This is a genomic window from Lancefieldella sp. (assembly GCF_057237245.1).
Genome location: NZ_DBHHJM010000008.1, coordinates 38,642 through 63,809 on the forward strand (window position 1 = coordinate 38,642; position 25,168 = coordinate 63,809).

The 25,168-nt window shown below is 48.6% G+C and carries 24 protein-coding genes; all 24 read left to right on the forward strand.

Features of this window, described 5'->3' with window-relative positions; translation table 11 throughout:
- The first annotated feature begins 61 nt into the window (after positions 1-61).
- The 24 genes from ACO5GU_RS06360 to murC all read left to right on the forward strand — a co-directional run bounded on the left by ACO5GU_RS06360 (position 62) and on the right by murC (position 25,166).
- The gene (locus ACO5GU_RS06360) at positions 62-1,186 is read left to right on the forward strand and encodes a M24 family metallopeptidase (RefSeq protein WP_484930459.1); all 1,125 of its coding nucleotides are present in this window, start codon (positions 62-64) and stop codon (positions 1,184-1,186) included.
- A 250-nt stretch (positions 1,187-1,436) separates the two neighbouring features.
- Entirely contained in the window at positions 1,437-2,438 is a 1,002-nt protein-coding gene (locus ACO5GU_RS06365; RefSeq protein WP_313994303.1) for a PTS sugar transporter subunit IIB, read from the forward strand.
- Between the two features lie 16 nt (positions 2,439-2,454).
- The gene (locus tag ACO5GU_RS06370) at positions 2,455-3,270 is read left to right on the forward strand and encodes a PTS mannose/fructose/sorbose transporter subunit IIC (RefSeq protein WP_035428020.1); all 816 of its coding nucleotides are present in this window, start codon (positions 2,455-2,457) and stop codon (positions 3,268-3,270) included.
- 21 nt (positions 3,271-3,291) lie between these two features.
- A complete protein-coding gene (locus ACO5GU_RS06375; RefSeq protein ID WP_035428022.1) occupies positions 3,292-4,209 on the forward strand; it encodes a PTS system mannose/fructose/sorbose family transporter subunit IID in 918 nt (305 codons plus the stop codon).
- 86 nt (positions 4,210-4,295) lie between these two features.
- The gene (locus ACO5GU_RS06380; protein ID WP_484930461.1) at positions 4,296-4,703 is read left to right on the forward strand and encodes a DUF956 family protein; all 408 of its coding nucleotides are present in this window, start codon (positions 4,296-4,298) and stop codon (positions 4,701-4,703) included.
- A 136-nt stretch (positions 4,704-4,839) separates the two neighbouring features.
- Positions 4,840-5,403, forward strand: coding sequence for an elongation factor P (gene efp / locus ACO5GU_RS06385; protein ID WP_012808557.1), 564 nt, complete (start codon positions 4,840-4,842; stop codon positions 5,401-5,403).
- Between the two features lie 82 nt (positions 5,404-5,485).
- Positions 5,486-5,851: an Asp23/Gls24 family envelope stress response protein gene (locus ACO5GU_RS06390; protein WP_035428027.1), complete on the forward strand. Its 366-nt coding sequence runs from the start codon at positions 5,486-5,488 to the stop codon at positions 5,849-5,851.
- A 2-nt stretch (positions 5,852-5,853) separates the two neighbouring features.
- Positions 5,854-6,357 (forward strand): transcription antitermination factor NusB, encoded by a 504-nt coding sequence (nusB, locus tag ACO5GU_RS06395; RefSeq protein WP_484848592.1) that lies wholly within the window; start codon positions 5,854-5,856, stop codon positions 6,355-6,357.
- A 2-nt stretch (positions 6,358-6,359) separates the two neighbouring features.
- Complete coding sequence (locus ACO5GU_RS06400; RefSeq protein ID WP_484930463.1) at positions 6,360-6,707, forward strand: exodeoxyribonuclease VII small subunit; 348 nt, start codon at positions 6,360-6,362, stop codon at positions 6,705-6,707.
- Positions 6,707-7,513: a TlyA family RNA methyltransferase gene (locus ACO5GU_RS06405; RefSeq protein ID WP_484894352.1), complete on the forward strand. Its 807-nt coding sequence runs from the start codon at positions 6,707-6,709 to the stop codon at positions 7,511-7,513. The genes ACO5GU_RS06400 and ACO5GU_RS06405 overlap by 1 nt, the downstream gene beginning before the upstream one ends.
- A 117-nt stretch (positions 7,514-7,630) precedes the next feature.
- Positions 7,631-8,488, forward strand: coding sequence for an NAD(+)/NADH kinase (locus tag ACO5GU_RS06410; protein ID WP_035431814.1), 858 nt, complete (start codon positions 7,631-7,633; stop codon positions 8,486-8,488).
- An 11-nt stretch (positions 8,489-8,499) separates the two neighbouring features.
- Positions 8,500-10,131: a DNA repair protein RecN gene (locus tag ACO5GU_RS06415; protein ID WP_484861245.1), complete on the forward strand. Its 1,632-nt coding sequence runs from the start codon at positions 8,500-8,502 to the stop codon at positions 10,129-10,131.
- A gap of 134 nt (positions 10,132-10,265) precedes the next feature.
- Positions 10,266-11,915, forward strand: coding sequence for a CTP synthase (gene pyrG / locus ACO5GU_RS06420; RefSeq protein ID WP_484857254.1), 1,650 nt, complete (start codon positions 10,266-10,268; stop codon positions 11,913-11,915).
- Positions 11,916-11,943: 28 nt separating this feature from the next.
- A complete protein-coding gene (xerD, locus tag ACO5GU_RS06425) occupies positions 11,944-12,852 on the forward strand; it encodes a site-specific tyrosine recombinase XerD (RefSeq protein ID WP_484930465.1) in 909 nt (302 codons plus the stop codon).
- A 479-nt stretch (positions 12,853-13,331) separates the two neighbouring features.
- Complete coding sequence (locus ACO5GU_RS06430; RefSeq protein ID WP_313994272.1) at positions 13,332-13,781, forward strand: division/cell wall cluster transcriptional repressor MraZ; 450 nt, start codon at positions 13,332-13,334, stop codon at positions 13,779-13,781.
- Positions 13,782-13,796: 15 nt separating this feature from the next.
- Positions 13,797-14,780 carry a 16S rRNA (cytosine(1402)-N(4))-methyltransferase RsmH gene (rsmH, locus tag ACO5GU_RS06435; RefSeq protein ID WP_084054952.1) on the forward strand — a complete coding sequence of 328 codons (984 nt, stop codon included), beginning with the start codon at positions 13,797-13,799 and terminating at the stop codon, positions 14,778-14,780.
- Between the two features lie 58 nt (positions 14,781-14,838).
- Positions 14,839-15,258, forward strand: coding sequence for an FtsB/FtsL family cell division protein (locus ACO5GU_RS06440; protein WP_484930468.1), 420 nt, complete (start codon positions 14,839-14,841; stop codon positions 15,256-15,258).
- Between the two features lie 91 nt (positions 15,259-15,349).
- Complete coding sequence (locus ACO5GU_RS06445) at positions 15,350-17,074, forward strand: peptidoglycan D,D-transpeptidase FtsI family protein (RefSeq protein WP_484930470.1); 1,725 nt, start codon at positions 15,350-15,352, stop codon at positions 17,072-17,074.
- 8 nt (positions 17,075-17,082) lie between these two features.
- Positions 17,083-18,519, forward strand: a complete 1,437-nt coding sequence (locus ACO5GU_RS06450) for a UDP-N-acetylmuramoyl-tripeptide--D-alanyl-D-alanine ligase (protein WP_484930472.1) — start codon at positions 17,083-17,085, stop codon at positions 18,517-18,519.
- Entirely contained in the window at positions 18,519-19,550 is a 1,032-nt protein-coding gene (gene mraY / locus ACO5GU_RS06455; protein ID WP_484930474.1) for a phospho-N-acetylmuramoyl-pentapeptide-transferase, read from the forward strand. The genes ACO5GU_RS06450 and mraY overlap by 1 nt, the downstream gene beginning before the upstream one ends.
- Before the next feature lie 29 nt (positions 19,551-19,579).
- Positions 19,580-20,983: a UDP-N-acetylmuramoyl-L-alanine--D-glutamate ligase gene (murD, locus tag ACO5GU_RS06460; protein ID WP_484930476.1), complete on the forward strand. Its 1,404-nt coding sequence runs from the start codon at positions 19,580-19,582 to the stop codon at positions 20,981-20,983.
- The gene (gene ftsW, locus ACO5GU_RS06465) at positions 20,983-22,512 is read left to right on the forward strand and encodes a putative lipid II flippase FtsW (protein WP_484930478.1); all 1,530 of its coding nucleotides are present in this window, start codon (positions 20,983-20,985) and stop codon (positions 22,510-22,512) included. Before murD ends, ftsW begins: the two co-directional genes overlap by 1 nt.
- A 23-nt stretch (positions 22,513-22,535) precedes the next feature.
- Positions 22,536-23,669 (forward strand): undecaprenyldiphospho-muramoylpentapeptide beta-N-acetylglucosaminyltransferase, encoded by a 1,134-nt coding sequence (gene murG / locus ACO5GU_RS06470; protein WP_484930480.1) that lies wholly within the window; start codon positions 22,536-22,538, stop codon positions 23,667-23,669.
- A gap of 81 nt (positions 23,670-23,750) precedes the next feature.
- A complete protein-coding gene (gene murC, locus ACO5GU_RS06475; RefSeq protein WP_484930484.1) occupies positions 23,751-25,166 on the forward strand; it encodes a UDP-N-acetylmuramate--L-alanine ligase in 1,416 nt (471 codons plus the stop codon).
- Positions 25,167-25,168 lie beyond the last annotated feature (2 nt).

Sequence of the window (25,168 nt, forward strand, 5' to 3'; positions counted from 1 at the left end):
TGCTGAAGCGACTCCACAAGGTGCAACTCTTTGTTGTAAACATCTCGAGAAGGGATTTGAAATGGCAGATTTACAGGCAGCAGCAAAGCGCGTTGTGCGCTTTCGCGAGGTAATGGCTCAGAGGGGTTATGACGCTGTTGTTCTACGTCACAACCCAGATCTTCGTTGGTTGACTGACGCTGAGCGTGTCTTTGACTTTGAGCAGGCACATACTGCATTTATTACGCAGGATGAGCTCTTCATGCACACTGACTCTCGTTACTACAACACATTCCTGGAGCGCCTTGGTGCTGATTCTCCATGGAAGTTTGACCAGGAAGTCACTACTCCTACCGAGTGGGTTGCTGCACATATTGCTGACGCTCGTGCTCGCGTAGTTGCTATTGAGGACACCGTTGATCTTGCGTTCTTTGATGGCCTTGAGCAGGCATTGCGTGATCGTTCTGTTGCTGCTTTGCTTCCACGCATGCATGGTGATATTGCTGAGCTGCGTATTGTTAAAGACCCAGCAGAGATTGAGCTTATGAAGCATGCTCAGTCAATTACTGACAAGGCGTTCCTCCACATCTGCGAGTACATTAAGCCAGGCCTCACTGAGCAGCAGATCCGCGCAGAGCTTGAGAACTACATGCTCTCCAACGGCGCAGATGCCCTGTCCTTTGATTCCATCATTGCTTCTGGTCCTAATGGTGCTAATCCTCACGCACAGCCAGGTGAGCGCGTAGTTCAGACAGGTGACATGATTGTTATGGACTATGGCGCAGGTTACCTGGATTACCACTCAGATATGACCCGTACTGTTGTTGTTGGCGCACCTTCTGAGGAGCAGCAGCATGTCTTTGACGTTGTCCGCAAGGCAAACGAAACTTGCGCAGCAGCTATTCATGCAGGTGTAACTGGTTCTGATATTCATAACCTTGCAGTTAAGGTTATCTCTGAGGCTGGCTACGGTGAGTACTTTGGTCACGGCCTTGGCCATGGCGTTGGTGTTGAGATTCACGAGCGTCCATTCTTCAATCCTCGTTGGAACAAGGTAATTGCAGCAGGTTCTGTTGTTACCGATGAGCCTGGCATTTACCTGCCTGGTAAGTTTGGTATCCGCCTTGAGGACTTTGGTGTTGTTACCGAGGACGGCTATGACGTCTTTACTCAGTCCACACACGATCTTGTGTCTGTTGGCTGCTAACTAGACGCGATATACAGAATTTTTGCGGTCAGAAGCTTTATGTTTCTGGCCGCATTTTTTTGTTTACCTTTAGGGCGAGAAGATCTTCTCGTCCTAAAATTGGCTTATACAACCTAAAAAATCTAAAAAGAGTTAGGTTAGTGAAGACACGCTTCAGATATATGTAATAAAATCAGAAAAGTAAATGTTATTTTCATTGTTATGTTTACAGTTTCATTTGTTTTATTAGGTAGAAAAGAAGGAGGTAGAAGTGGTTAGTATCGTTCTAGCCAGCCATGGCAAATTTGCCGAGGGCATCAAAGATTCTGGCGGCATGATTTTTGGACCACAGGAAGGCGTTGTAGCTGTAACGCTTACTCCTGATATGGGCCCAGATGACCTGCATCAGAAGATTCTCGACGCAATTGCCACGCTTGAAGATCAAGAGCATGTCTTGTTCTTGGTTGACCTATGGGGTGGCACCCCCTTTAACCAGATTTCTCGCGTTCTTGAGGAAGAGGGTAAAGAGGATTGGGTTGCTGTTACTGGCCTTAACCTCCCAATGCTTATTGCAGCTTATGGCTCTCGTCTTGGTGTAGATACCGCAGCTGAGGTAGCAAAAGAGATTTACTCTGAAGCTCGTATGGGCGTAAAGATTAAGCCAGAAGAGCTTGAGCCACAAGAGGCAACACCTACTGATGTTCCTGCTGCTCCAGCAGCACCTCAGGGTGCAATTCCTGCGGGTACTGTTATTGGTGATGGCAAGCTTAAGATTGTTCTTGCTCGTATTGATACCCGTCTTCTGCATGGTCAGGTTGCAACTACGTGGACAAAGATGACCAAGCCAGATCGCATTATTGTCTGCTCTGATGGTGTTGCTCAAGATGAGCTCCGCAAGACCATGATTGTTCAGGCAGCTCCTCCAGGAGTACATGTCCACGTTGTTCCTATTAAGAAGATTATTGAGATTGCTCACGACACTCGTTTTGGCAATACCAAGGCAATGCTTCTGTTTGAGACTCCTCAAGATATGCTTCGCGCAATTGAGGGTGGCGTAGAAATCAAGGAAGCAAACCTTGGTTCTATGGCTCACTCTGTTGGCAAAGTTGTTGTTACCAACGCAGTTGCTATGGATGAGGACGACGTAAAGACCCTTGAGGCCATCCGCGAGTGCGGTACAACGTTTGATGTTCGTAAGGTTCCTGCAGACAGCGCAGAGAACTTTGAGGCAATGCTTAAAAAAGCTAAGTCCGAGCTTGGCGCCCGTAAGTAACTAGAAGGAGGTAGAAATGACACCTATCACAATACTGCTTGTCGTAATTGTTGCTCTTCTCGCTGGCATGGAAGGTATTCTTGACCAGTGGGAGTTCCACCAGCCCCTGGTTGCTTGCTCACTGATTGGCCTTGTGACTGGTCACCCTGCTGAGGGAATTATCCTCGGCGGTTCTCTTCAGATGATTGCTCTTGGTTGGGCAAACATCGGAGCTGCAGTTGCTCCAGATGCAGCTTTGGCATCTGTCGCATCTGCAATCATTATGGTTTTGGCACTTAACGGCGGAGACACTGACACCACCGCTGCTATTAACACCTCTATTGCACTTGCAATTCCTTTGTCCGTAGCAGGTCTGTTCCTCACCATGATTGCTCGTACCATTGCAACTGGTATTGTCCATGCTATGGACGCAGCTGCCGAGAAGGGCGATTTTGCTGCAATCGAGCGTTGGCACATTGTAGCTATCTTCATGCAGGGTGCTCGTATTGCTGTTCCTGCAGCTGCTCTTTGCTTCATTGACCCAGCTATTGTTACTGACGCTCTGAACGCAATGCCTAAGTGGCTCACTGGCGGTATGGCGGTTGGCGGCGGCATGGTTGCTGCTGTTGGTTATGCAATGGTTATCAACATGATGGCTACTCGTGAGGTTTGGCCATTCTTTGCACTTGGCTTTGTCTTTGCTGCTATTAACCAGCTCACCCTTATTGCTCTTGGTGTTATTGGCGTTTGCCTTGCTATTCTCTACATTGGTCTTAAAGACCTTGCTAAGCAGGGCGGCGGCTCAGGCGGTGGATCGGGCGATCCACTCGGCGACATCATTGATAACTACTAATTCTGAAGGAGTGTGATAACAATGGAGAATAAGATTCAGCTTTCTAAGAAAGACCGTATGTCTGTTGCTCTTCGTCACCAGTTCCTTCAGGGTTCTTGGAACTACGAGCGTATGCAGAACGGTGGTTGGGCGTTCTCAATGATTCCAGCCATCAAGAAGCTTTATCCAAACAAAGAAGATCAGGTAGCCGCTCTTAAGCGTCACCTTGAGTTCTACAATACTCACCCTTACGTTTCTGCACCAGTCATGGGCGTAACCCTTGCACTGGAGGAGGGCCGCGCTAACGGTGAGCCTATTGATGACGTTGCAATTCAGGGCGTTAAGGTTGGTATGATGGGCCCTCTGGCCGGTGTTGGTGACCCAGTCTTCTGGTTTACTGTTCGACCAATCCTTGGAGCACTTGGTGCATCTATTGCTCTTGGTGGCTCTGCACTTGGCCCCATTCTCTTCTTTGTTCTGTGGAACGTCATCCGTCTTATCTTCCTGTGGTACACCCAGGAGTTTGGCTACAAGGCAGGCGCTTCAATTTCTTCCGATCTTTCTGGCGGTATGTTGGGCAAGATTACTGAGGGTGCTTCTATTCTTGGTATGTTTATCATTGGTGCCCTGGTACAGCGTTGGGTTTCTATTTCATTTACCCCAGTTGTCTCTACTATTCCTCAGCAGGCAGGCGCCTACATTGATTGGACAACTCTTCCTTCAGGAGTAGATGGAATCTATCAAGCATTGAAGCTTTATGCTGCTCTTGGACCAAACGGTCTTGACCCAGTCAAGGTAACTACACTTCAGTCCAACCTTGATTCGCTCATTCCTGGACTTGCCGCTGTTGGTCTGACACTGCTTTGCTGCTCACTGCTTAAGAAGAAGGTTTCTCCAATTGCCATCATCCTGGCTCTCTTTGCCGTTGGTATTATTGGTCGACTCCTTGGCTTTATGTAATGAGTAAGAGTACGTTCTAGTACTTAAAGTCGCACTAATATGGGTCGCGCTCTATAATGGGTGCGACCCATTTTTGAAAGGATTGTATGGCTCAGTCTCAAAACAGTACGGTCGATTTCACCGCAAAGGCAACGTCATTCCATGGGCTTGCTACGTATGGCGATATCCTTATTGGCAATAAGGCCTTTGAGTTCTACAACCAGAAAAATCCCGAAGATTACATTCAAATTCCTTGGGATCAGATTGATCATGTGGCTGCTTCCGTCATGGGACGCACCAAAAGCATTTCTCGCTTTGCTATCTTTACTAAAAGCAATGGTTACTACTCGTTTTCTACGCGGGACAACAAGGCAACACTAAGGGCAATTCGCACCTACATAGGGGAGGAGAAGCTCGTGCGTTCTCCAAACTTCTGGTTTGTCTTTAAGCACGGACTTATGGCAATTCCACAGCTTCCTCGCCTTATTAAAGAGAGTTTTATTAAAAAGAAGTAAGCAAATTTTGCATTTTCACAAGAGCCGCCAGCACGGAAGGCGTGAAACTGATAAAATCCAACATGCATATACGTGTCGCGGGTAGTTTGAAAATTCACGTTCTTCTCGCGACTTTATCGAGTGAAAAGAGTTAGACGTGGCAACTATCAGCACCGCAGATTTTAAGAACGGCCTTGGCCTTAAGATTAACGATAAGTACTACACCATCGTTGAGTTCCAGCACGTAAAGCCAGGTAAGGGCGGCGCTTTTGTCCGCTATAAGATTCGTGACCTTCGTTCTGGCCGCGTTATTGATCAGACCTGCAACGCTGGCACCAAGTTTGAGAACGTTCTTCTGCTCACCAAAGAGATGCAGTATCTCTACAACGACGGTGAGTCCTTCTACTTCATGGACAATGAGACTTACGATCAGGTAGCTGTTCCTGCTGATTTCATTGGCGAGAAGAGCGTCTGGTTCAAGGAGAACGATAACGCACAGCTTCTCTATGCAGACACTGAGCTTCTTGGTGTTGAGCCTCCAATGTTCATTGAGGCAGAGATCACTGAGACTGATCCAGGCTTCAAGGGTGACACCGTTCAGGGCGGCACCAAGCCAGCAACTATTGAGACTGGTGCAACGCTTCAGGTTCCAATGTATCTGAACCAGGGTGAGCGCATTAAGGTTGACACCCGCGACGGCAAGTTTGTTTCTCGCGTTTAATGCATATGCTTTGGGTGTATAAGCGCCCAACAGGTATTGAGTAATTATTTCAAAGACAGTTTGTCTTTTTTAGGGGGTAGACATGGCTGAAACAGAGCTTCGTATAGCAGGCATCGGCATCTCAAAAGATGTAATTTCAACGGTTGTCTCCGGCGCAGCTGGAAGTGTTGAAGGTGTTGCCTCCGTTGGCGGAAACGATACCCTGGCATCCAACCTTATTAATGTCTTTACCAGCAGAAGTCTTGCACCAGAGAAAGCTGTAGAGGCAGGCGTAGAGAACGGTCAGCTTCATCTTGGAGTTCACCTTACCGTTTTCTACGGCTATCCTTTCACAAAGCTTGCTTCTGAGGTAAGACTTGCTGTTGCAACTGCCGTAAATGAGCAGATTGGCGTCAGTATTGCTTCCGTTGATGTTTACATTGACAGCCTTGTTTTTCCTAAGGAGTAGGCTTGAGCGTTAAGTTTTTTGGACGTACCCGCGCCCGTAGCCAAGCACTACAGCTTTTGTTCCAGGCTGAAGCCACTAATCGCAGCGTTCTTGAGGTCCTCGACGGAGACTATACACTCTCCGAGGGACCTCTTGACGAGTATGCGCAGTCACTGGCAGTTGGAGCAGACGGCATCAGAGATGATCTTGATGACATCATTGCTGCTTACTCAAAAGACTGGGCAATTGATCGCATGCCTTCTGTTGACCGCAATCTTCTAAGAATTTCTCTCTACGAGATTCTGGAGGTTCCAGAGGTTGACGTTGCTGTTGCTATTAACGAGGTAGTTGACCTTGCTCGCGCCTATTGTGGTGACGATTCTCCTCGTTTTATTAACGGTGTTCTCGGCCGTATTGTTGACGATATTGAGGCTGGAGAAGACATTTATTCTCTGTGTCATAAGCAGTCTGCTGAACAGGACAATTCTGAAGAAGAGCCAGTAAGCTCTGTGGAAGATGCAGAGTAGCCATGGCAAAAATCGATACGTCTGAATATCAAAGCTTTGACCAGATAACCGCAAGGCTTGACTCGATTGTTGATCAAGTTCGCGATAAGAACGTCTCACTGGAGCATTCTCTTGACCTCTTTGATGAGGCAATTGCTCTAGGTTCCAAGGCTGTCAACATGGTTGACACCTCAGAGTTTACGCCAGAAGAGGAAGAGCGTCTGGTTCAGGCTCAGGCAGCAGGGGATGCAGCTGACGCAACTGGCGCAGCAGCTACCACTGGTGAGCAGGCTTCTTCTGAGCAGGTTGAGGCTTCAGCTGCAGATGAAACGTCGTCTGATGACGCGGTTTCAGAAAGCGATGAGCACTAGTGGCTCAACGCATTTCTCGCCAAAGGCTCGATAAAGAGCTGGTTAGGCAAGGATTTTTCAAGGACACTCAAGCTGCATTACGCGCAATTCTTGCAGGTGATGTTTCTACGAGCGACAGAAGATTAACTTCAGCAGGAGAGCTTGTTCCTGAGGGATTGTTTCTGCACGTAAAAGGTGCTATTCCATATGTGAGCCGAGGCGGACTTAAGCTCGAGCGTGCCTTTGAAGTTTTTGATTTTACGGTTCAACAGAAAAAATGTTTAGATATTGGCTGTTCAACTGGTGGTTTTACCGATTGCCTGCTTCAAAATGGAGCTGCTTCGGTTACCTCGGTTGATGTTGGCTATGCGCAGTTTGATTGGTCGCTCAGAAACGACAGCAGGGTTGAACTGCTCGAACGTACAAATATTACGTCCCTGCCAGAAATGGGCTACTCGCACGTTTTTGATGTTGCTGTGTGTGACGTATCGTTTACGTCAATCTTGTCAATTCTTCCTTCTGTTTTAGATGTTCTAGCTCCTGAAGGAGCCTTTGTTACGCTGGTCAAACCGCAGTTTGAAGCTAAGAGGGAAGAAGTAGGTGAGGGCGGTATTGTGACTGATGCCTCCGTGCGTCTGCAAACGCTGCAAAAGGTTTCCGATGCGTTTAAGGAAGCTCATATGGGTCCTTTGGGCGCGTGTGAAAGTCCTATTCACGGTGCTAAGGGCAACGTGGAATATTTACTGTTTGGACAGCTTGAGGCAGGTTCGCATGATTTGGATCTTGCTTCAGTGGTATCGAGTCATTCTGTAGAAATAGTGAAATAGAACTAATGTTCTATTTTGTAGTATTGTTTGTAGTTTTTTAGGTATACTAAGTACATCGAATCAGACGCTTTAACTGTTTCAGTTGTGCAATCAAGCAAAATCGGGAGAGTGGTTTGCGTGAAGGTGCTTCTTGTTCCAAATTATTCAAGAGAAGTTGCTGTTTCTGGTGCACGTGAACTTGAAGAATGGCTCTTTGAGCAGGGCTGTGATGTTCAATGGGCACACGATAAAAAGCTGTTCCCGGATAAAGTTGTAGATTGTTCTGATTGCCAGCTTGTTATTTCTCTTGGTGGAGATGGAACGCTTCTGAGGGCCGCCAAAATTGTTGAGTATTCTGAAATTCCAATTTTGGGCATCTCTTATGGTCACCTTGGCTTTTTAACTAGTGCAACTCCTCATCAAATGATTGAGATGGTAGCTGATGCTCTTGCTGGAGAGCTCCACGTATCTAGAAGAGCAACACTTGCAATAGAAACAGAATATGAGCTTCCATCTGGAGAAACTTACGTCGAGAAGACCTTCTCGCTCAATGATTTTGCAGTTTCCAGAGGTGGAGCAGGTGATATGGTTGAGTTTACAGTTTCTGTATCAGGCAACCATATTGATAAGCTTCGCGGTGATGGTTTTGTTGTTAGTACGGCAACTGGATCCACCGGCTACGCACTAGCCGCTGGTGGTCCCATTGTTACCCCAGAGTTCTCGGGAATGGTTTGCGTGCCAATTGCACCACATACTATTTTGGCTCGTGCATTCCTTACTTCTCCTTCTGACGTGGTTGAAATTACCATGTCAAAAGATAGACCAGCAACATGTCACTTCTTCTCTGACGGGCAAAACATTAAACATCCAGAGGAGGGTGTAGCTACAAAAGCTCGTATTAGCCGTGGACCAGGAGATATCATTCTGCTTGATAGAAGCGCTGATAGTTTCTATCGTTCAGTTTCTCGTGTATTTTACGGTAAAACTGGTCAGTAAGCAGGTCATATATGCTTGATGAACTTCGTGTGCAAAATGTTGCACTTATTGAAGACGCTTCTCTTGCACCCGCCTCAGGTTTAACTGTTTTAACAGGAGAGACAGGTGCTGGTAAAACCGCTCTTTTATCTTCCATTAAGCTCTTAGTAGGAGAGCGTGCGGATGCTTCTGCAGTAAGAGAAGGAACAGACGCCCTTAGGGTTGAGGCACGCTTTTTTACCTCACCAGAAGATCAAGAGGGCATTGTTGTCTCTAGAAAAGTCTCTGCTGATGGTAGAGGCAGGGTAGAGATTGATGGCCACATGGCATCAGTTAAAGAACTGGCCGGAGGTATTGGAACATCAATTGATCTGTGTGGTCAACATGAACATCAAAGACTACTTGATGTAAAAAATCATGTCAGCATGTTGGATGCATGGATTGGATCAGATATTCAATCTTGTCAGACAGAGTATGTAGAAGCTCTTCATGCTTACCATGCTGCAGTCGCTGAACTTCAACGAGTTATTGAAGTAAGCCAGTCTAGCAATGCAAAGATTGATGAAGCGGCATTTCTTGTTCAAAGAATTGATGAGGTCTCTCCTAAAGAAGGGGAGTTAGAAGACCTAGAAGAGCAACTTCCTCGGTTTGAACACGCAGAGGCTCTCCTTCAAGCTGCAGGAGGAACACATGAGTTGCTCTCAGGAGATGAGGGCGTTATTGATTCTCTCTCTGATGCAGTTCAGATGCTTCAAAGTGCTGCAACGTTTGATGCTACGCTAGGTAATTATGCAGAGTCTCTTTCAAGCGCACTTATAGAGATTGAGGATGTTTCTTCAGAGCTCAGAAGCTATGTTGGATCTCTCGATTTTGATGAAGAAGCACTTGAAGAGATGCAAAGTCGTATGGCTCGTCTTCAGGGTCTTATGAGAACGTATGGCCCTGGTATGAAAGATGTATTTAAGAAATACCAGGTAGCTCAAAACCTTCTTGAGGTTACAAGAGACACAGAAAAGCTTGTCCGTGAGGCACAGGCAGAAGTAGATAAAGCAAAAGAAACTCTTACCGTAAAGGCTCAGGCACTTAAAAAGGTTCGTGTTGCTGCAGCTCCAAAACTTTGTGATGCTGTTACTAAGCAAATGAGTCATCTGCAGATGGGTTCAGCTCAGATTGAATTGAACTTTGAAGATCTTCCTTTTGAGCAGTGGAATAAAGTTGGTTCTACAAAGATTGAGCTTATGTACAAGCCTTCAGCTCAGATGACTGCTCGTCCGCTTAGAAAAATTGCCTCTGGTGGTGAGGTTTCTCGCGTCATGCTCGCATGTAAAGTGGTTCTAGGAGAGTCTGACGTCTGCGATACGCTTGTATTTGATGAGGTTGACGCTGGCGTTGGTGGAGCTACTGCCGTTGCTCTTGCAGAGGTTTTAGCGCAGCTTGCTAAAACACATCAGGTGATTGTGGTAACTCACTTGCCACAGGTTGCTGTTATGGCCTCTAAACAGTATGTAGTCTCAAAGACAGAAGAACATAACGCGCTCCCTATAACTTCTCTTACAGAGGTTTCTGGTACTCAGAGAGAAGAAGAGATTGCACGCATGCTTTCAGGCTCTATAACTGAGGCTTCTTTGGCTCACGCACATGAGCTGCTGTCAGAAGTCCGCTAGATTTTTCAGAACTACATGGACATAACAATGTATTTGTTTGGAGATTAAATTTCTCGACACTATGGGCCTTAAAGCGGAATAATATAAAGACCCGTAGAAATGTAATTGGCTAATCTTACCTACGGGAGTAATCCATGACCAAGCACATATTTGTAACAGGTGGCGTTGTTTCTTCTCTTGGAAAAGGAATCACTGCTGCATCTCTCGGCCGACTTCTTAAGGCTCGTGGCTATAAGGTCATGATGCAAAAAGCTGACCCATATCTCAATGTTGACCCAGGCACTATGAGTCCTTTCCAGCATGGTGAGGTTTTTGTCACTGAGGACGGTAAAGAGACTGACCTTGACCTTGGTCATTATGAGCGCTTTATTGACGAGAATCTTACCAGGGAGTCTAACTTCACCACTGGCCTCATTTATCAGTCTTTGATTCAGCGTGAGCGCGCTGGAGACTTCCTTGGCGGTACAGTTCAGGTAATTCCTCATGTAACCGATGCAATTAAGGCTCGTTTTGCTCGCATTGAAGAGGTTACTAATGCTGATGTAGTCATCACAGAGCTTGGTGGCACTATTGGTGATATTGAGTCTCAGCCTTTTGTTGAGGCAATTCGCCAGTTTAGAAAAGAGCGTGGCGCAAGCAACGTTGCTATTATTCACGTGAGCCTTGTTCCTTATATTGCTGCTGCTCATGAGGTCAAGACTAAGCCTACGCAGCACTCCGTAAAAGAGCTTCGTTCCCTTGGTATTCAGCCAGACTTTATCGTGTGCCGTTCTAGCCATTCTGTGGATGAATCTATTCGCGAGAAAATCGCTAATTTCTGCGACGTTGATGCAGATTGCGTTTTTGAGAACAATGATCTGCCTTCAATTTACGATGTTCCAGCACATCTGGCAGCACAGGGATTTGACAAGAAGGTACTTGAGCGCCTTGGTCTTGAAGTCCGTCCAAGTGATCTTGGCGGCTGGGAAGCATTTACTACCGCTATGCATAAGGCAAATGCGCTTGAAGACACAACAAGAATTTATGTTGTCGGCAAGTATACGCAGCTGCCTGATGCTTACCTTTCTGTTATTGAGGCACTTCACCACTCTGGTATTTTCTATGGCAGGCACGTTGATATCCGCCTGGTAAATGGTGAAGAGCTGACAGAAGAAGACGTAGAGCAGGAGCTTGCTGGTGCGGACGGCATTTTGGTTCCTGGCGGCTTTGGTCTTCGCGGCGTAGAGGGCAAGATGGTTGCTATTCGTCGCGCTCGTGAGCTCAAGATTCCTTACCTTGGTGTTTGCCTTGGTATGCAGATGGCTGTTACTGAGTTTGCTCGTGACGTCTGCGGTATGGAGGGTGCAAATTCAGCAGAGTTTGGTCCAGATACTCCATACCCTGTCATCGATCTTATGCCTGATCAGGAGGATATTACTGACAAGGGCGGTACCATGCGCCTTGGTTCTTATCCTTGCAAGGTTGTTGAGGGAACTCTTGCACACGAGGCATATGGCAACAACTTGGTTTACGAGCGTCATCGTCACCGCTATGAGGTAAGCAACGTATTCCGTAATCAACTTGTTGAGGCTGGTCTGGTAGTTTCTGGTGTTTCTCCAGACGATCGCCTTGTAGAGATGATTGAGCTTCCAGAGTCTGTTCACCCATGGTTTGTTGCAAGCCAGGCACATCCAGAGTTCAAGAGCCGTCCAACTCATCCTGCACCTTTGTTCCGTGAGTTTGCACGTGCAGCAATTGCTCATCATGAGGGTGTTGACCGTCATGATGTAAACCAGTCTCTCTAAGCAGAATTTTTAATAGGGAAGAACACTTATGGACCTCGCTCAGGCGCGTACAGAATTTTTAGCGTACGTTGCTGTTGAGCGAGGTCTTTCTGTAAATACGCTTGATGCCTATACCAGAGATTTAGAGGGTTATCTACTCTGGTTGAGTGGCAAAAAGATTACTTTGCCCAACCAGGTAACCCGCTCTGATGTGGAAGAATACATTGGTTCTCTCAGAGATTTAGGTATGGCTCCAGCTTCGGTTGAACGCCATACTGCGGCTATTAGAAACTTCCACAAGTTTATGACTGTCGAGCAAATTTGTGAGTCATCGCCAGCTGAAGATTTACCTACTGCAGCAAGAATTCAAAGGCTTCCCGAAGTTATCTCTCAAGAGAAGGCAGAAGAGCTTCTTGATCAGCCGTTTCCTAATTCGCCTTTAGGTATTCGTGATAGAGCGATACTTGAGTTATTGTATGGCTGCGGGCTTCGTGTATCTGAGCTCTGCGATCTTGAGGTACGTGGAGTTTTTCTAGAAGATGAACTCTTGCGTGTGTTTGGTAAGGGCTCTAAAGAGCGCGTAGTTCCTGTATTAGGCTCTGCGCATCGTGCACTTAAAACATACCTTTATGAAGCTCGTCCACTCTTGCTAAAGCACGGCCAAGTATCTGAGGTGTTTGTAAATGCTCGGGGCGGACGCATTTCTCGCCAGTCGGTACATAAATTGGTGGCAAATTACGGCAGGGTAGTGGGAATTGAGGGATTGCACCCTCACACACTGCGCCACAGTTTTGCCACGCATCTGCTAGAAGGCGGCGCTGATCTTCGCTCGGTGCAGGAGCTTTTGGGACATGTTGATATTTCAACTACACAGCTCTATACGCACGTAGATAGGTCTCACATTAGAGATGTATATCTTGAGGCTCACCCAAGAGCTCATGCTCGTACGGACAAATAGACGAGCTTGATGCTAGCTTGGCTCGCGTTTGACCCGCGCTTCAATTGCGCTTGACTTGCGCTTGACGCAATCGCGGAGCAAGCGTGGGATAGGTGTGGGGCAAAGTGGTGACTGCGTAAAAGCAGAGCAAAGGCTTTGTCAGAGCAACGTGTGATTTTCGCCACGAGTTCACCACAATTTCCTCAAAAATTATTACGACATAAAAAATTTAATAAATCGAGCTTAAGGCTAAGAAAATCCGTTCTTTTGTAGTTCGGATTTTTTTAAACACTACATATTGTGGTCTTGCTCTATCAATTCTCATCTTTGTTAAACCCCAGCTAGACCATAAGAAAAATACTTGGTGTTGGAAAGTGTTTTCTAGTGTGTGTAAGTGTCGGAATGAGTTATATTTATTTCACGTTCAATCGACGGACTATGCCCAAGCATTGCCGCGCACACACAACACAAACACAGCCCGCGCGGCAAGGGGCGCCAACGTGAAAGGGGGAGACATGCTTACTGGTCAGTATCAGCGCTCGCTGGACTCCAAGATTCGCGTGACTCTTCCTGCAGCTCAGCGCAAGCAGCTTGGCGATGTTGTCATCTTGCTCCGTCGACAGGACGCGCTTTACGGCTACTCACCTGAGGCGTATGAGGCTTGGATTGCAAGTCTGAACCTCAACCCAAGGAACCGCGACGACGTCACAGCACTTCGCATGCTGAACGCAGCAGCAACAACCGTCGACATTGACTCGGCCGGCCGCGTTGCTCTGGGAAAGATTGACGAGTCCGATCCACAGGCTAGGGAGAAGCTCCAGCTTGACCGCGACGTCACTATTGTCGGTAACGGCGACCACTTTGAGATTTGGAACACCAACAAGTGGAACAGCCTCTTCTCGGCAGATGACCGCGTTGCAACGCTCGAGGACCTCATCTTTGGCGCCTAGTGAGGCGAGAAGATCGTGAAGGTAGAAGACGGTAACTTGAAAGTCGAATATCGGCACCAACCAGTAATGCTTGCAGAAGTGCTGCGCGAGCTGGATCCCAAGCCAGGTGAAGTTGTTTGCGACTGCACCTTGGGAGGAGCGGGTCACACCGTAGAGATGGCAAAGCTGATTGCTCCAGATGGTCTTTCCATTGGAATTGACCAGGACGCAATGGCTCATCAAGCAGCAGCTGCTCGCCTGAAGCAAGAAGTACCAAACGCGGAGTTTTTACCGCTTAAGGGAAACTTTGGCGACCTCGATGAACTTCTCGTATCTGCAGAAGTCCCCGGAGTTGACTGTTTCCTCTTTGACATTGGTGTTTCTTCTCCTCAGCTTGATATCCCAGAGCGAGGCTTTTCGTACCACGAAGATGCCCCGTTGGATATGCGAATGGACCCGGGCAAACAAACTCCAACTGCACAAGAGGTCATCAACACCTACAACGAAGCCGACCTCGCCCGAATCCTTCGAATTTACGGAGACGAGAAATTTGCCTCACGCATTGCACGACGCATTGTACAAACGCGAGAAAAGCGTCCCATCCAAACGACGCTTGAGCTTGTTGAGGTAATCAAGGCGGCAATTCCCGCAGCAGCGCGTCGTCACGGTGGACATCCCGCCAGAAAGACGTTCCAAGCACTTCGTATTGAAGTAAACCACGAGCTTGAGGTTTTGGAGCGCGGACTACGCTGTGCAATTGCCTGGGCTAATCCAGGAGGCAGGATTTGCGTTATCTCGTACCACTCGCTTGAAGATCGCATTGTCAAGCACGTGTTCTCCGAGCTGAGTCAAGGTTGTATCTGCCCGCCAGACCTTCCGGTTTGTATGTGCGGTCAAGTGCCGATAGTTGACGTGATTACGCGCAAACCTCTTGTGGCTACTCCAGAAGAGATTGAGCGCAACCCAAGGGCGAGAAGTGCCCTGATGAGGGTAGCGGTTAAACGCGACCCAGAGAAATGAAGTACCCCATAGCACTTGTTGCTTGTTGTGAAGAAGTTTTTGAAGGGATTGAAGTTTAATGGCACGTTACGGATCAGAAGCTGTAGCACGCACAACTCAGTTTGAGCATGAGTACGCTCCTGAACAGAGCACTCGCTCATCTTTTGAGGTTGTCTCTGGTGGCGGCCTTGATGCTGATGCTCGCCGTGGCGTAAGCAGCCAGTTCATCCAGCGTGTCAAGCTTATTGCTGTTGCTGCAGCACTCTTCTTGACGCTTGGTGTTGTCCGTATTGGTATCTCTACCGCTACGGTTTCAACTCTTCAGGCCAACAACGTCATCAGAAATGAAATGCGCGCAACAACCGCAACTAACGATTCCCTGCGCGTTTCTCGCTCCCTGCTTGCAAGTACTACACGTATTGAGCGTATTGCTACTCAGAATTACGGCATGACTCTTGAGACAAATCGTCCTGTTGTAGATGTAAGCGACAACGCTTAGGCGTAAAATATACGTTGTGAGTACGCAGAATCGACATACTCGCGCATCGCGCAGAAAAACTCCTGAGGCCTCGTACGACGAGGCCTCTCGTGTGCATTTTCGTGGTCATCGTGGTAGCAGCGGTGGCTCGGACGGTGTTGGCCCTGAAGGCAGGCTCCGTCGCGTAGCAGCTGCTATGGCCATTATGGTGGCAATTGTTGTTCTTAGGCTTGCTTGGCTGCAAATCTTTACGGCAGCAGATCTTGCAAAGGGCGCCGAGAATAACCGCACAAACGATATTGTCTTGCACGCTCGCCGCGGCACCATTTACGACCGCAACGGCAATGTCTTAGCCATGAGCGTTGACTGCAAAGACATTTACGCCAATCCTTCAGAGATTAAAGACGCAAACTCCGTAGCTCAGGTTTTTGCCTCGCTCTTAGGCGGAAGCCCTTCAGACTACCTTGGAGACCTGCAGCAAGACACCACCTTTGTTTACGTGCGTCGCCGCGTTGATACGGATACCGCTTCCAAGATTGAAAAAGCACTTGACGAGAAGAGCCTCAAGGGCGTCTATTTTGTTAACAACACCAAGCGTGTCTATCCATATGGCAACGTTGGCGTTCAGATTCTAGGCTTTGTAAACGCTGATAATGAGGGCGCTTCTGGCCTGGAGTATTACTACAACGATATCCTTGCGGGCACTAACGGTCACATGATTGTAGAGACCGGCGCTGGTGGTACGCCAATTGCGGGCGGTACTTCAAACATCACTGAGGCACAAAACGGCCAGGATATTGTTCTTTCCATTGATATTGAGCTGCAGAAGAAGGCAGAAGAGCAGCTGACTGCTGCAGTAAAAGACTTTGAGGCCCAGCAGGGTGGCTCAATCATGGCTATGAATCCTCGTACCGGAGAGATTTATGCCGCAGCTTCATACCCTCTGCCAGATTTTAAGAGCGATAACGGCGTTGACTACGAATCTCTCAACCTCAAGCTTGTCTCAAGTATCTATGAGCCAGGCTCCGTATTTAAGGTAATTACTACCTCAATTGGTATAGATGACAACCTCTTTGGTCCAAATTCAACCTTCAATATCCCAACCGAGCTCAAAGTTGGCGATAACAAGGTTACCGACGACGATTGGCGTACCAGCGCCATGGACATGAGCGTAAGAGAGATGCTTAGGCGTTCCTCTAACGTTGGTATGGCCTTCCTTGAGACGCAGCTCATAGGTGATGAGCGCTTTGCGGCAGGAATTGACAAGTTTGGCATTGGACACGCCACAGGCATTGACTTCCCAGGTGAGGCTACAGGAATTGTTCGCTCTCTGGACGAATACGAAGGCCCAACTGGCGGAAACATGGCGTTTGGTCAGGGCCTTGCAATTCCATTTATCCAGGTTATTCGCGCGTACACCGCTGTTGCCAATAAGGGAACTATGGTGACTCCACACTTTATGGTTTCAAAGGGCGGCCAAGAGGTTACCTGGCCTACTAAAGACGTTATTTCTGCTTCCACAGCATCAGCCGAGCTTGACATGATGACTACTGTTGTCAAAGAAGGCACCGGTGTTCGCGCAGGTATCTATGGCTATACCGTTGCTGGTAAAACAGGTACCGGCCAGCAGGTTGTGGAAGAAACCGGCTCGTACGGCGAGAATTCCGGTTTTGTTGACTCCTTCTGCGGTATCGTGAACCCTTCAGAATCTGATCTGATGGTTTACGTTGGACTTAACGATACCCACCAGCTTGCATCGCAATCTGCCGCTGTGGTCTTCTCGCAATTTGCAAAAGACGCAGCTACACGCCTTAATATTCAACCAATCAATAACTAGGAGAGCTCATGGTTAAGCTTTCGGTTGAACAGATAGTCGCAGCTACAAATGCACGACTGCTCCACCGCGGAACCCGCGAGGTTGCGGGCTCAGCCGTCATCGACTCTCGTGAGGTCCAGGAAGGCTCGCTCTTTGTGGCCTTCGCTGGCGAGAAGGTCAATGGAAACTCCTATCTCTTATCTGCTGTCCAGGCGGGCGCTGCTGTTGTAGTGGCATCTGAGCCTGTTGCAGACGATCTGCTCGACAACCTGGCCACCACAGGAGTCAGCGTTCTTGAAGCCGCTGATGATGACTGTGAGGCGTTTTTGCTGGCTCTTGCCGCTGCTTGGCGAGAAGCCCATCCAAACTGGCTGGTTGTGGGCGTAACTGGATCGGTTGGTAAAACTACTACCAAAGAAATGCTTCGTCGTGGCATTGGCGCTACCCGCCGTGTGCATGCTACTGCTGGCAACCACAATAACCTCATTGGCCTGCCACTTACGGTACTTTCTACTCCAGAGGATACCGAGGTACTTGTGCTTGAGCTGGGCATGAATCATGCCGGCGAGATTACCAGACTCACCTCGGTTGCCCGTCCAACGGTGGCGGTCATTACCAACGTTGGTACCAGCCACATTGGTCTTCTCGGCAGCAGAGAAAACATTGCGCGCGCCAAGGCTGAGATTGTCTCGGGCATGCGTGCATTTGACTCAATTGAACCTACGCTTATTCAGGCTTCGGCAGGGGACTACACCAAGTTCATTGCAGATGAGTTTGCTCGCCCTGCTCATGTTGTTTGCAAGACAGTGGGCGCAACTGAGGCTGACGCCATGAGCGCTCAGCAGGTCACTCTTGACGAGAAGGGCCTTCCAACTGCCACTATTGTTGCTGCATCCGGCTGGTCACGCACGGTAACCCTCGAGGTACCTGGGCGCGTTGTTGTCGACGACCTTCTTTTGGCACTTGAGGCTATAGAGACGCTTGGTCTTGACCTTGACACTGCTGCAGAGGCTATTGAGCAGATGCCTGCCACTCGTATGCGTCTTTCGGTACTTGACGCAACCTGTGGTGCCAAGATTATTGACGATTCTTACAACGCAAGTCCTAACTCAACAGCTGCAGCCCTTGACGTTTTGATGCAGATGCCAGCGGAAGGCCGCCGCATTGCTCTTATCGGAGAGATTGGCGAGCTTGGACCAGAGGAGAAGCGCCTCCACGGTTATGTGGGCTCCTATATTGCCGCTAAGAACCCAGACCTTGTTGCCTTTGTAGGCACAGGAGCCGCGCGTGAAATGGTTGAAGCCGCACGCGTCATGGGATTTTCGGAAGATAAAATTGAACAGTTCAGCGATGTCAACGAAGCACTTACCGTGCTCGGACCAGTACTTGCGCAAGGAGACGTTCTTCTCGCCAAGGCATCGAGGTCTGCCCAGCTTGATATTTTTGTAAAAGGAGTTACTGAGTAATGTTTTTCCAGACTATTTACCCAACATACCAGGTGTTTGTTGCGCTTGGTGTCTCCTGCATCATCACGTTGATCTTAATGCCACTCTTTATCAAACTGATGAAGAAAGAGGGAGTAGGTCAGCAGGTTCGTGCTGACGGCCCTCAGCAGCACCTGGTCAAGCAGGGTACTCCTACTATGGGTGGCGTTGTTATGCTGGTAAGCATTGTGCTGACCTGTATTGCACTTGCTCAGTGGAACACCGACCTCATTCTTGCTATGGCAGCTATGCTGCTTACGGGCTCGCTTGGTCTTCTGGACGATGTCGAGTCTGTTGCTCATGGAAGAAGCCTTGGTCTCACCGCATCTCAGAAGATGGCCGGACTTATTACCATTTCTGTTGCATTTTGCCTGGCAGCAGTTAACATTTGGGGCATTACGCCCATTATTGCGTTCCCCGGTGGTCTTGATATCAACCTGGGCATCCTCACCACTACCGTCAATTTAGGAGGAAACGTCATTTCTATCCCTTGGCTGTATCTCTTCTTTGTCTTTTTGCTTATGGCAGGCCTCTCCAACGCTGTTAACCTGACTGACGGCCTTGATGGCCTTGCAGGTGGCTGCGTTATGGTCGTCATGATTTTTATGGCTGCGGTAGCTTTCCGCTATGGCGAGAGTAGCCTTGCTGTTTTTGCCGCATCGATCGCAGGAGCTTGTATTGGTTTTTTGTGGTTTAACAGCTATCCTGCAAGTATTTTTATGGGAGACACCGGCTCTCTTGCCTGGGGCGCTGCCTTTGCAGCTCTAGCTGTCCTTACCAAGACAGAGGTAATTTCCCTGGTCATGGGCGGTCTTTTTATCATCGAGGCACTGTCCGTTATCATTCAGGTTGTCAGCTACAAGGCAACTAAAAAGCGCGTATTCTTGATGGCTCCACTGCATCATCACTTTGAGAAACTTGGCTGGAACGAGACAAAAGTAGTCTTTAGGTTCTGGATTATTTCCGGTGCTTTTGCTGCTTTGGGTTTTGCCCTGTATTTCCAGCTTCATTAAAGGTATTGCCCTAGGAAAGGATCGCCTGCGTGTCGCTTCTAGAAACACTTGGTAAGGTATGTGTTCTTGGTTTTGGTAAAACCGGCGTCTCTGTCTGCACGTATTTGCTGCAGCAGCCAGAGGGTCGTGTGTCTTCCGTAACTCTTGTGGGCGGCGCAGATGCTACTGTTGGCGTGAAGATCCAAGAGCTTGCAGATTTAGGCGTACAGGTACAATGCGGCTCCGATCAGGTTAAGGGTACCTTTGACCTGACTATTGCATCTCCTGGTATTCCAGACACCTCTGAGCTGTTCTTAAGTTCAAAGGCAGCTTCTAAGCAGATTATGGGCGAGCCAGAGTTTGCCTATCAAGAGAGTCCTTCACAGTGGATTGGTATAACCGGCACAAACGGTAAAACTACTACCACAAGTTTGACCACGTCAATCCTGCAGTATGCAGGTCTTGATGCAAGCGCTGTTGGCAATATTGGTCTTACTATTACTGACCAACTTTTAGAGAGAAAGCCTAAAAGCTGGTTTGTAGCAGAGCTTTCAAGCTTCCAGCTTGCTACTACTCAAAAATTGCATCCTCACGTTGCGATGCTTTTAAACATTACGCCGGATCACCTTGAGTGGCATGGTTCACTCGAGGCGTATGCAGCAGCTAAAGAGAAGATTTTTGCCAACCTTGATGCAAATGACCTGGCAATTGTTTCTGACTTGGATGAGTTTTGTCAGGACGTGTCTTCTCGCCTTGAGGCTCGCGGCATTGCCGTATGCCATCTTGCTCAGACAGATCCCGGTACGCAAAACGCCGCCTTTGTACGCAATGGAGCGCTGGTAGTCAGACTATCTGGTAAAGAGATGGAGCTTGTAGCAGCTGATGCACTCCACATTAGGGGAGCACACAATGCACTCAACGCTCTTGCTGCAGCTGCATGTGGCTTATTCCTGGGACTTGATATTGTTTCTATTAGGCATGCTCTGTTGGACTTTATGCCGCTTGAGCACAGAATTGAGCCAGTTGATACGGTTAATGGCGTTTTGTACGTTAACGATTCCAAAGCAACAAACACTGATTCAGTTGAAAAATCATTAACTTCGTTCCCAGGTAAAGACGTTATTTTGCTACTTGGTGGTCACGATAAGGGTACAGAGCTTGATGAGTTTGCTCAGAAGGTGTCCGCTACCTGTGCATACGCAATCTGCTTTGGAGAGGCAGGTCCTCGCTTTGCAGAGGCGCTTCGCCGCGTTTCAGACGGACGTGCAGAAGTGGTAGAAGAGTCTCATCTGCGTGAGGCTTTTGACCGTGCAGTAGAGCTTGCTCGTCCAGGCTCTGTAGTGCTTCTATCACCAGCATGTTCCTCATTTGACGAGTTCATAGGCATGGCTCAGCGTGGTCGTGTCTTTAAACAGCTGGTGGCAGATCTTGCTCAAAAAGAGAGCGGTCGATAATGGCTACCAGCAGAAATAGAACAGGGGAGCGCGCGCAGCAACCACGTACTTCTCGCCAGAAATCTTCCGAGGGCTCGCAGGCTAAAGGGCGCTTTGGTGCTATTCCAGAGCGTTTTATGCAGCCTCGTCTGGTGCTTCTGGTATCAACGGCTATTCTGGTGTGCTTTGGTCTGGTAATGATTTATTCTGCATCCTCGATTTCTGCAATGACTTCTGAGGATATGGGCTATAACCCCTTTTACTACGTGCAGCGTCAGCTTGGCTTTGCTGCGGCGGGAGTTGCGTTAGCGTTTATTGTTTCTCGCATTGACTACCGTGCAGTAGTAAGAAACTTCCAGGTACCTATCTGGATTGTGACCTTTGGAATGCTAGCAATTATTTTTACTCCTATTGCTGGCGCTGATGCATATGGTGCAACCCGTTGGATTTCAATTGGACCGTTTTCTTTCCAGCCGTCTGAGTTTGCAAAGATTACCATCTTAATTTCTGTCTCGTATTTGGCTCAGCAGTACTTTATCGATCAGACCATAGACCAGATGGAGTTCTTTAAAAAGTTTGCTATTGCTGCGCTTGCGCCACTGCTTCTTATTTTGGCCCAGCCAGACAAGGGCTCCACACTGATTATTGTGGGAACACTTTTGGTCATTGGCTACCTTGCCGATGTTGACCGAAGGGTTCTGGCAACTATTGCTGTTGCTGGCTTTATTGGCTTTGCGTTCTTATCTTTGAAAGACGATTATTCTCGTGCCCGCGTTGTGACTATGCTTAACCCTTGGGCTGATTATTACGGCGCAGGTTATCAGCTTGCACAGGGCTTTTATGCCTTTGGTTCTGGCGGTATTTTTGGCGTTGGCTTTGGTTTTTCTCGCCAGAAATATTCATATTTGCCTATGGCTCACAATGACTTTATTTTTGCAGTCATTGGAGAAGAGCTTGGCTTTATTGGTGTTTTAGGTCTTTTGGCTGTATTTGGCGCGCTGGTATGGGCGGGCTTTAAGATTGCTCGCTATGCGCCAGATTTGACCGGCAGGCTTATTGCCGCAGGTTGTACCTCAATGTTTATCATTCAGGCCTTTGTTAACATCGGTGGTGTTTTGGGCCTTTTGCCTCTTTCTGGTAAACCTCTTCCGTTTATCTCGTACGGCGGCTCAACCATCATGTCCAGTATCTTGATGGTTGGACTTTTGATGTCTGTTTCAAGGCAGTCAAGGCTTCCAGAAACCGAGTACGATAGGCAGCGTGCGTCTTGGAGCTTAGCCGAAGAGCAAGATACCTTTGATGCTCCAGGTTTTGCTGGTCTTACCATGGTTGATGGTGGGGTAGGAGTAGGCATGCCACTCCCACGTTCTTCTCGCCCTAAGAGCAGCGCACAAAGCTCTGCACGTCCTTCACGAGGCGTTTTGCGCTCAAGAGATGACGATGCCCCTCAAGGCCGTATTACAACAGACGCTTCCGGTAGGCGCAGAATTGATTTGGGACCTTCTGCATCGGACAGGCTTCGTGGAAATAGCACCAGGCCTCGTCGATAGCTGATTTCTAGGAGATGGATTGCATGGCAGAACAGAAGAAACTCTCTGTTGCAATTGCTGCAGGTGGAACCGCAGGTCACATTAACCCAGCTCTGGCTCTGGCTGAGGAGCTCCGTGAGCGTGGTCACCAGGTTACGTTTTACGGTCAGCCCAATAAGCTTGAGGGTACGCTGGTGCCTGAGGCAGGATTTGAGCTGGTACCTATCCATGTAAATGGCTTTGATCGCAGGCGCCCTTGGACGCTCATTAGCGCGGCATACAATCTTGAGCGCGCAAAGTCACAGCTGCACAAGCGTTTCAGAGAGCAGGGAGCTCCTGATGTTGCCATTGGCTTTGGAGCCTATGTTGAGCTGCCATTGCTTCAACTTTGCGCTAAGCTGCACATCCCGTATTTGATTCACGAGCAGAACTCGGTAACAGGTCTTGCTAATCGCGTTTCTGCTGGCAAAGCTTCTAAGGTATGCATTGCCTTCCCAGAGGCTCGCAAGGCTTTTGAGGGACGCGTTAAAGCTCAGGACACCATTGTGGTTACCGGAAATCCCGTGCGCAAGAGTGTTCTTTCTGCTGATAGAGCCACCTCGAGGCAAGAGCTGGGCATTGCAGACAATCAAACATTGCTGCTTATCTTTGGCGGCAGCCTGGGTGCACGTAGCATCAACGAGACATTTGCTGCACTTAAGCAGGAGCTTCTTGCCCGTCCTAACCTTCGCATCATCCAGTCAACAGGTCAAAAGCTCTACGACGAGGTTGTCTCGCTTATGAAGCTTTCTGACGAGGAGGCTGCTCGCTGGGAGATTAAGCCCTACATTTCCAATATGGGCGCCATGCTTGCAGCAGCTGACCTGGTAGTTTCTCGTTCTGGAGCATCCTCTGTGGCCGAAATTGCAGCCTTAGAGCTCCCTAGCATTTTGGTGCCGTATCCTTTGGCAACAGCAGATCATCAGACTACTAACGCGCATCTGTTGTCGGACGCGGGAGCAGCTATTCTGGTGCCAGATAACCAGGTGGGCACCACGACCTTCTCGACAGCTCTGTTTGAGCTGGTAGATAACGCGGACCAGCGCAAAAAGCTCTCCGAGGCAGCCGCTACACTTGACCAGCGCAGCGCCGCATCTCTTGTGGCTGACGCTGTGGAAAGTGCCGTTTGTGGCGCATAAAACATTCGGTTTTGCGTTAGAGTAAACATGTCTTGGAATGTCCAAGACTCAAACGATAACAATACTTGGAAAGGCTCTCTTATGGCAGATTCCATGGGCGAGAAGACCATCTCGCGTGCACATTTTATTGGAATTGGTGGCGCAGGTATGAGCGGAATTGCGCTTGTTCTGCACGAGCGCGGCTGCACCGTTACCGGCTCCGATCTAAAGAGCTCGCATTATGTTAGAGAGCTTGAAGATGCAGGTATTCAGGTAAGCATCGGCCACACCGCAGCCACTATTGACGCTGTGATGCCTGATGTCATTGTTACCTCTACCGCAATCCCAGAGACAAACCCAGAGGTTATTCGTGCGCGTGAGCTTTCCATTCCTATTTGGCCTCGCGCTAAGATGCTCTCGTATTTGTCACGCGGCCGCAAGACCATTGCTGTTGCGGGCACTCACGGCAAGACCACCACGTCTTCTATGGTTGCTACCATGTTGGACAAACTTGGCGCTGATCCATCATTTTTGATTGGTGGCGTTGTTGAGGGCTACGACACCAATGGCAAAAACGGTAATGGCCAGTACTTTGTCTGCGAAGCGGACGAGTCTGACGGTTCGTTTATGTTCCTTAACCCTAACGTGGTTGTTGTCACCAATATTGAGGCAGATCACCTTGACCATTACGGCTCTCTCGAGAATATCGAGAAGACCTTCTGTGAGTTTATGAGCTTGCTTGATAAGGAAGAAACTGTTGTTATCAACGGCGATAATCCTCATTACGTTGAGCTCGCTCAGTCAACCGGTAGGCACGTAGTTACCTACGGCTTTGATTCAAGCTGTGATTTTGTTTGCACACAGGAGGAGAGAAAAGCTGGAATTGAGAATCCTCTGACCATCAAGACTCCTTCTGGTCAGACTATCTCTGTGGTACTTCCAGCTAATCCTGGTAAGCACAATGTTGCAAATGCAACCGCTGCAATTGCCGTTGCTGATGCTCTTGGCTTTGATCTTGAGGAGGCCGCAGCAGCGCTTTCTCAGTTCAAGGGCGCTCGCCGTCGCTTTACACACGTAGGCGACATCAACGGTATTACCGTCGTAGACGATTACGGCCACCATCCAACCGAGATTGCAGCAACCATGTCTGCAGCTCTTCCTCTTGGCTTCAAGCGCGTTGTTGTTGTTTTCCAGCCACATCGCTACAGCAGAACGCAGGATTTGGCGGATTCGTTTGCCCATGCATTTGATGGCATTGACGTTTTGCGCGTCATGGATGTCTTCTCAGCAGGTGAGCTGCCTATTCCAGGTGTCTCGGGCAAGACCGTTTCTTCAAGGGTTGAGGTTGCTCATACTGTTCCTGACGTGCGTTATATTCCTTCTCGTCGTGATCTTATCGCAGATCTTCTTGATACGGTTAAGCCAGGAGATCTGCTGATTACTCAGGGTGCAGGTGACGTCACTCAGATTGGACCAATGTTTATCCGCGCACTCAAAGAGCGTCTTCAGAACCACTAGGA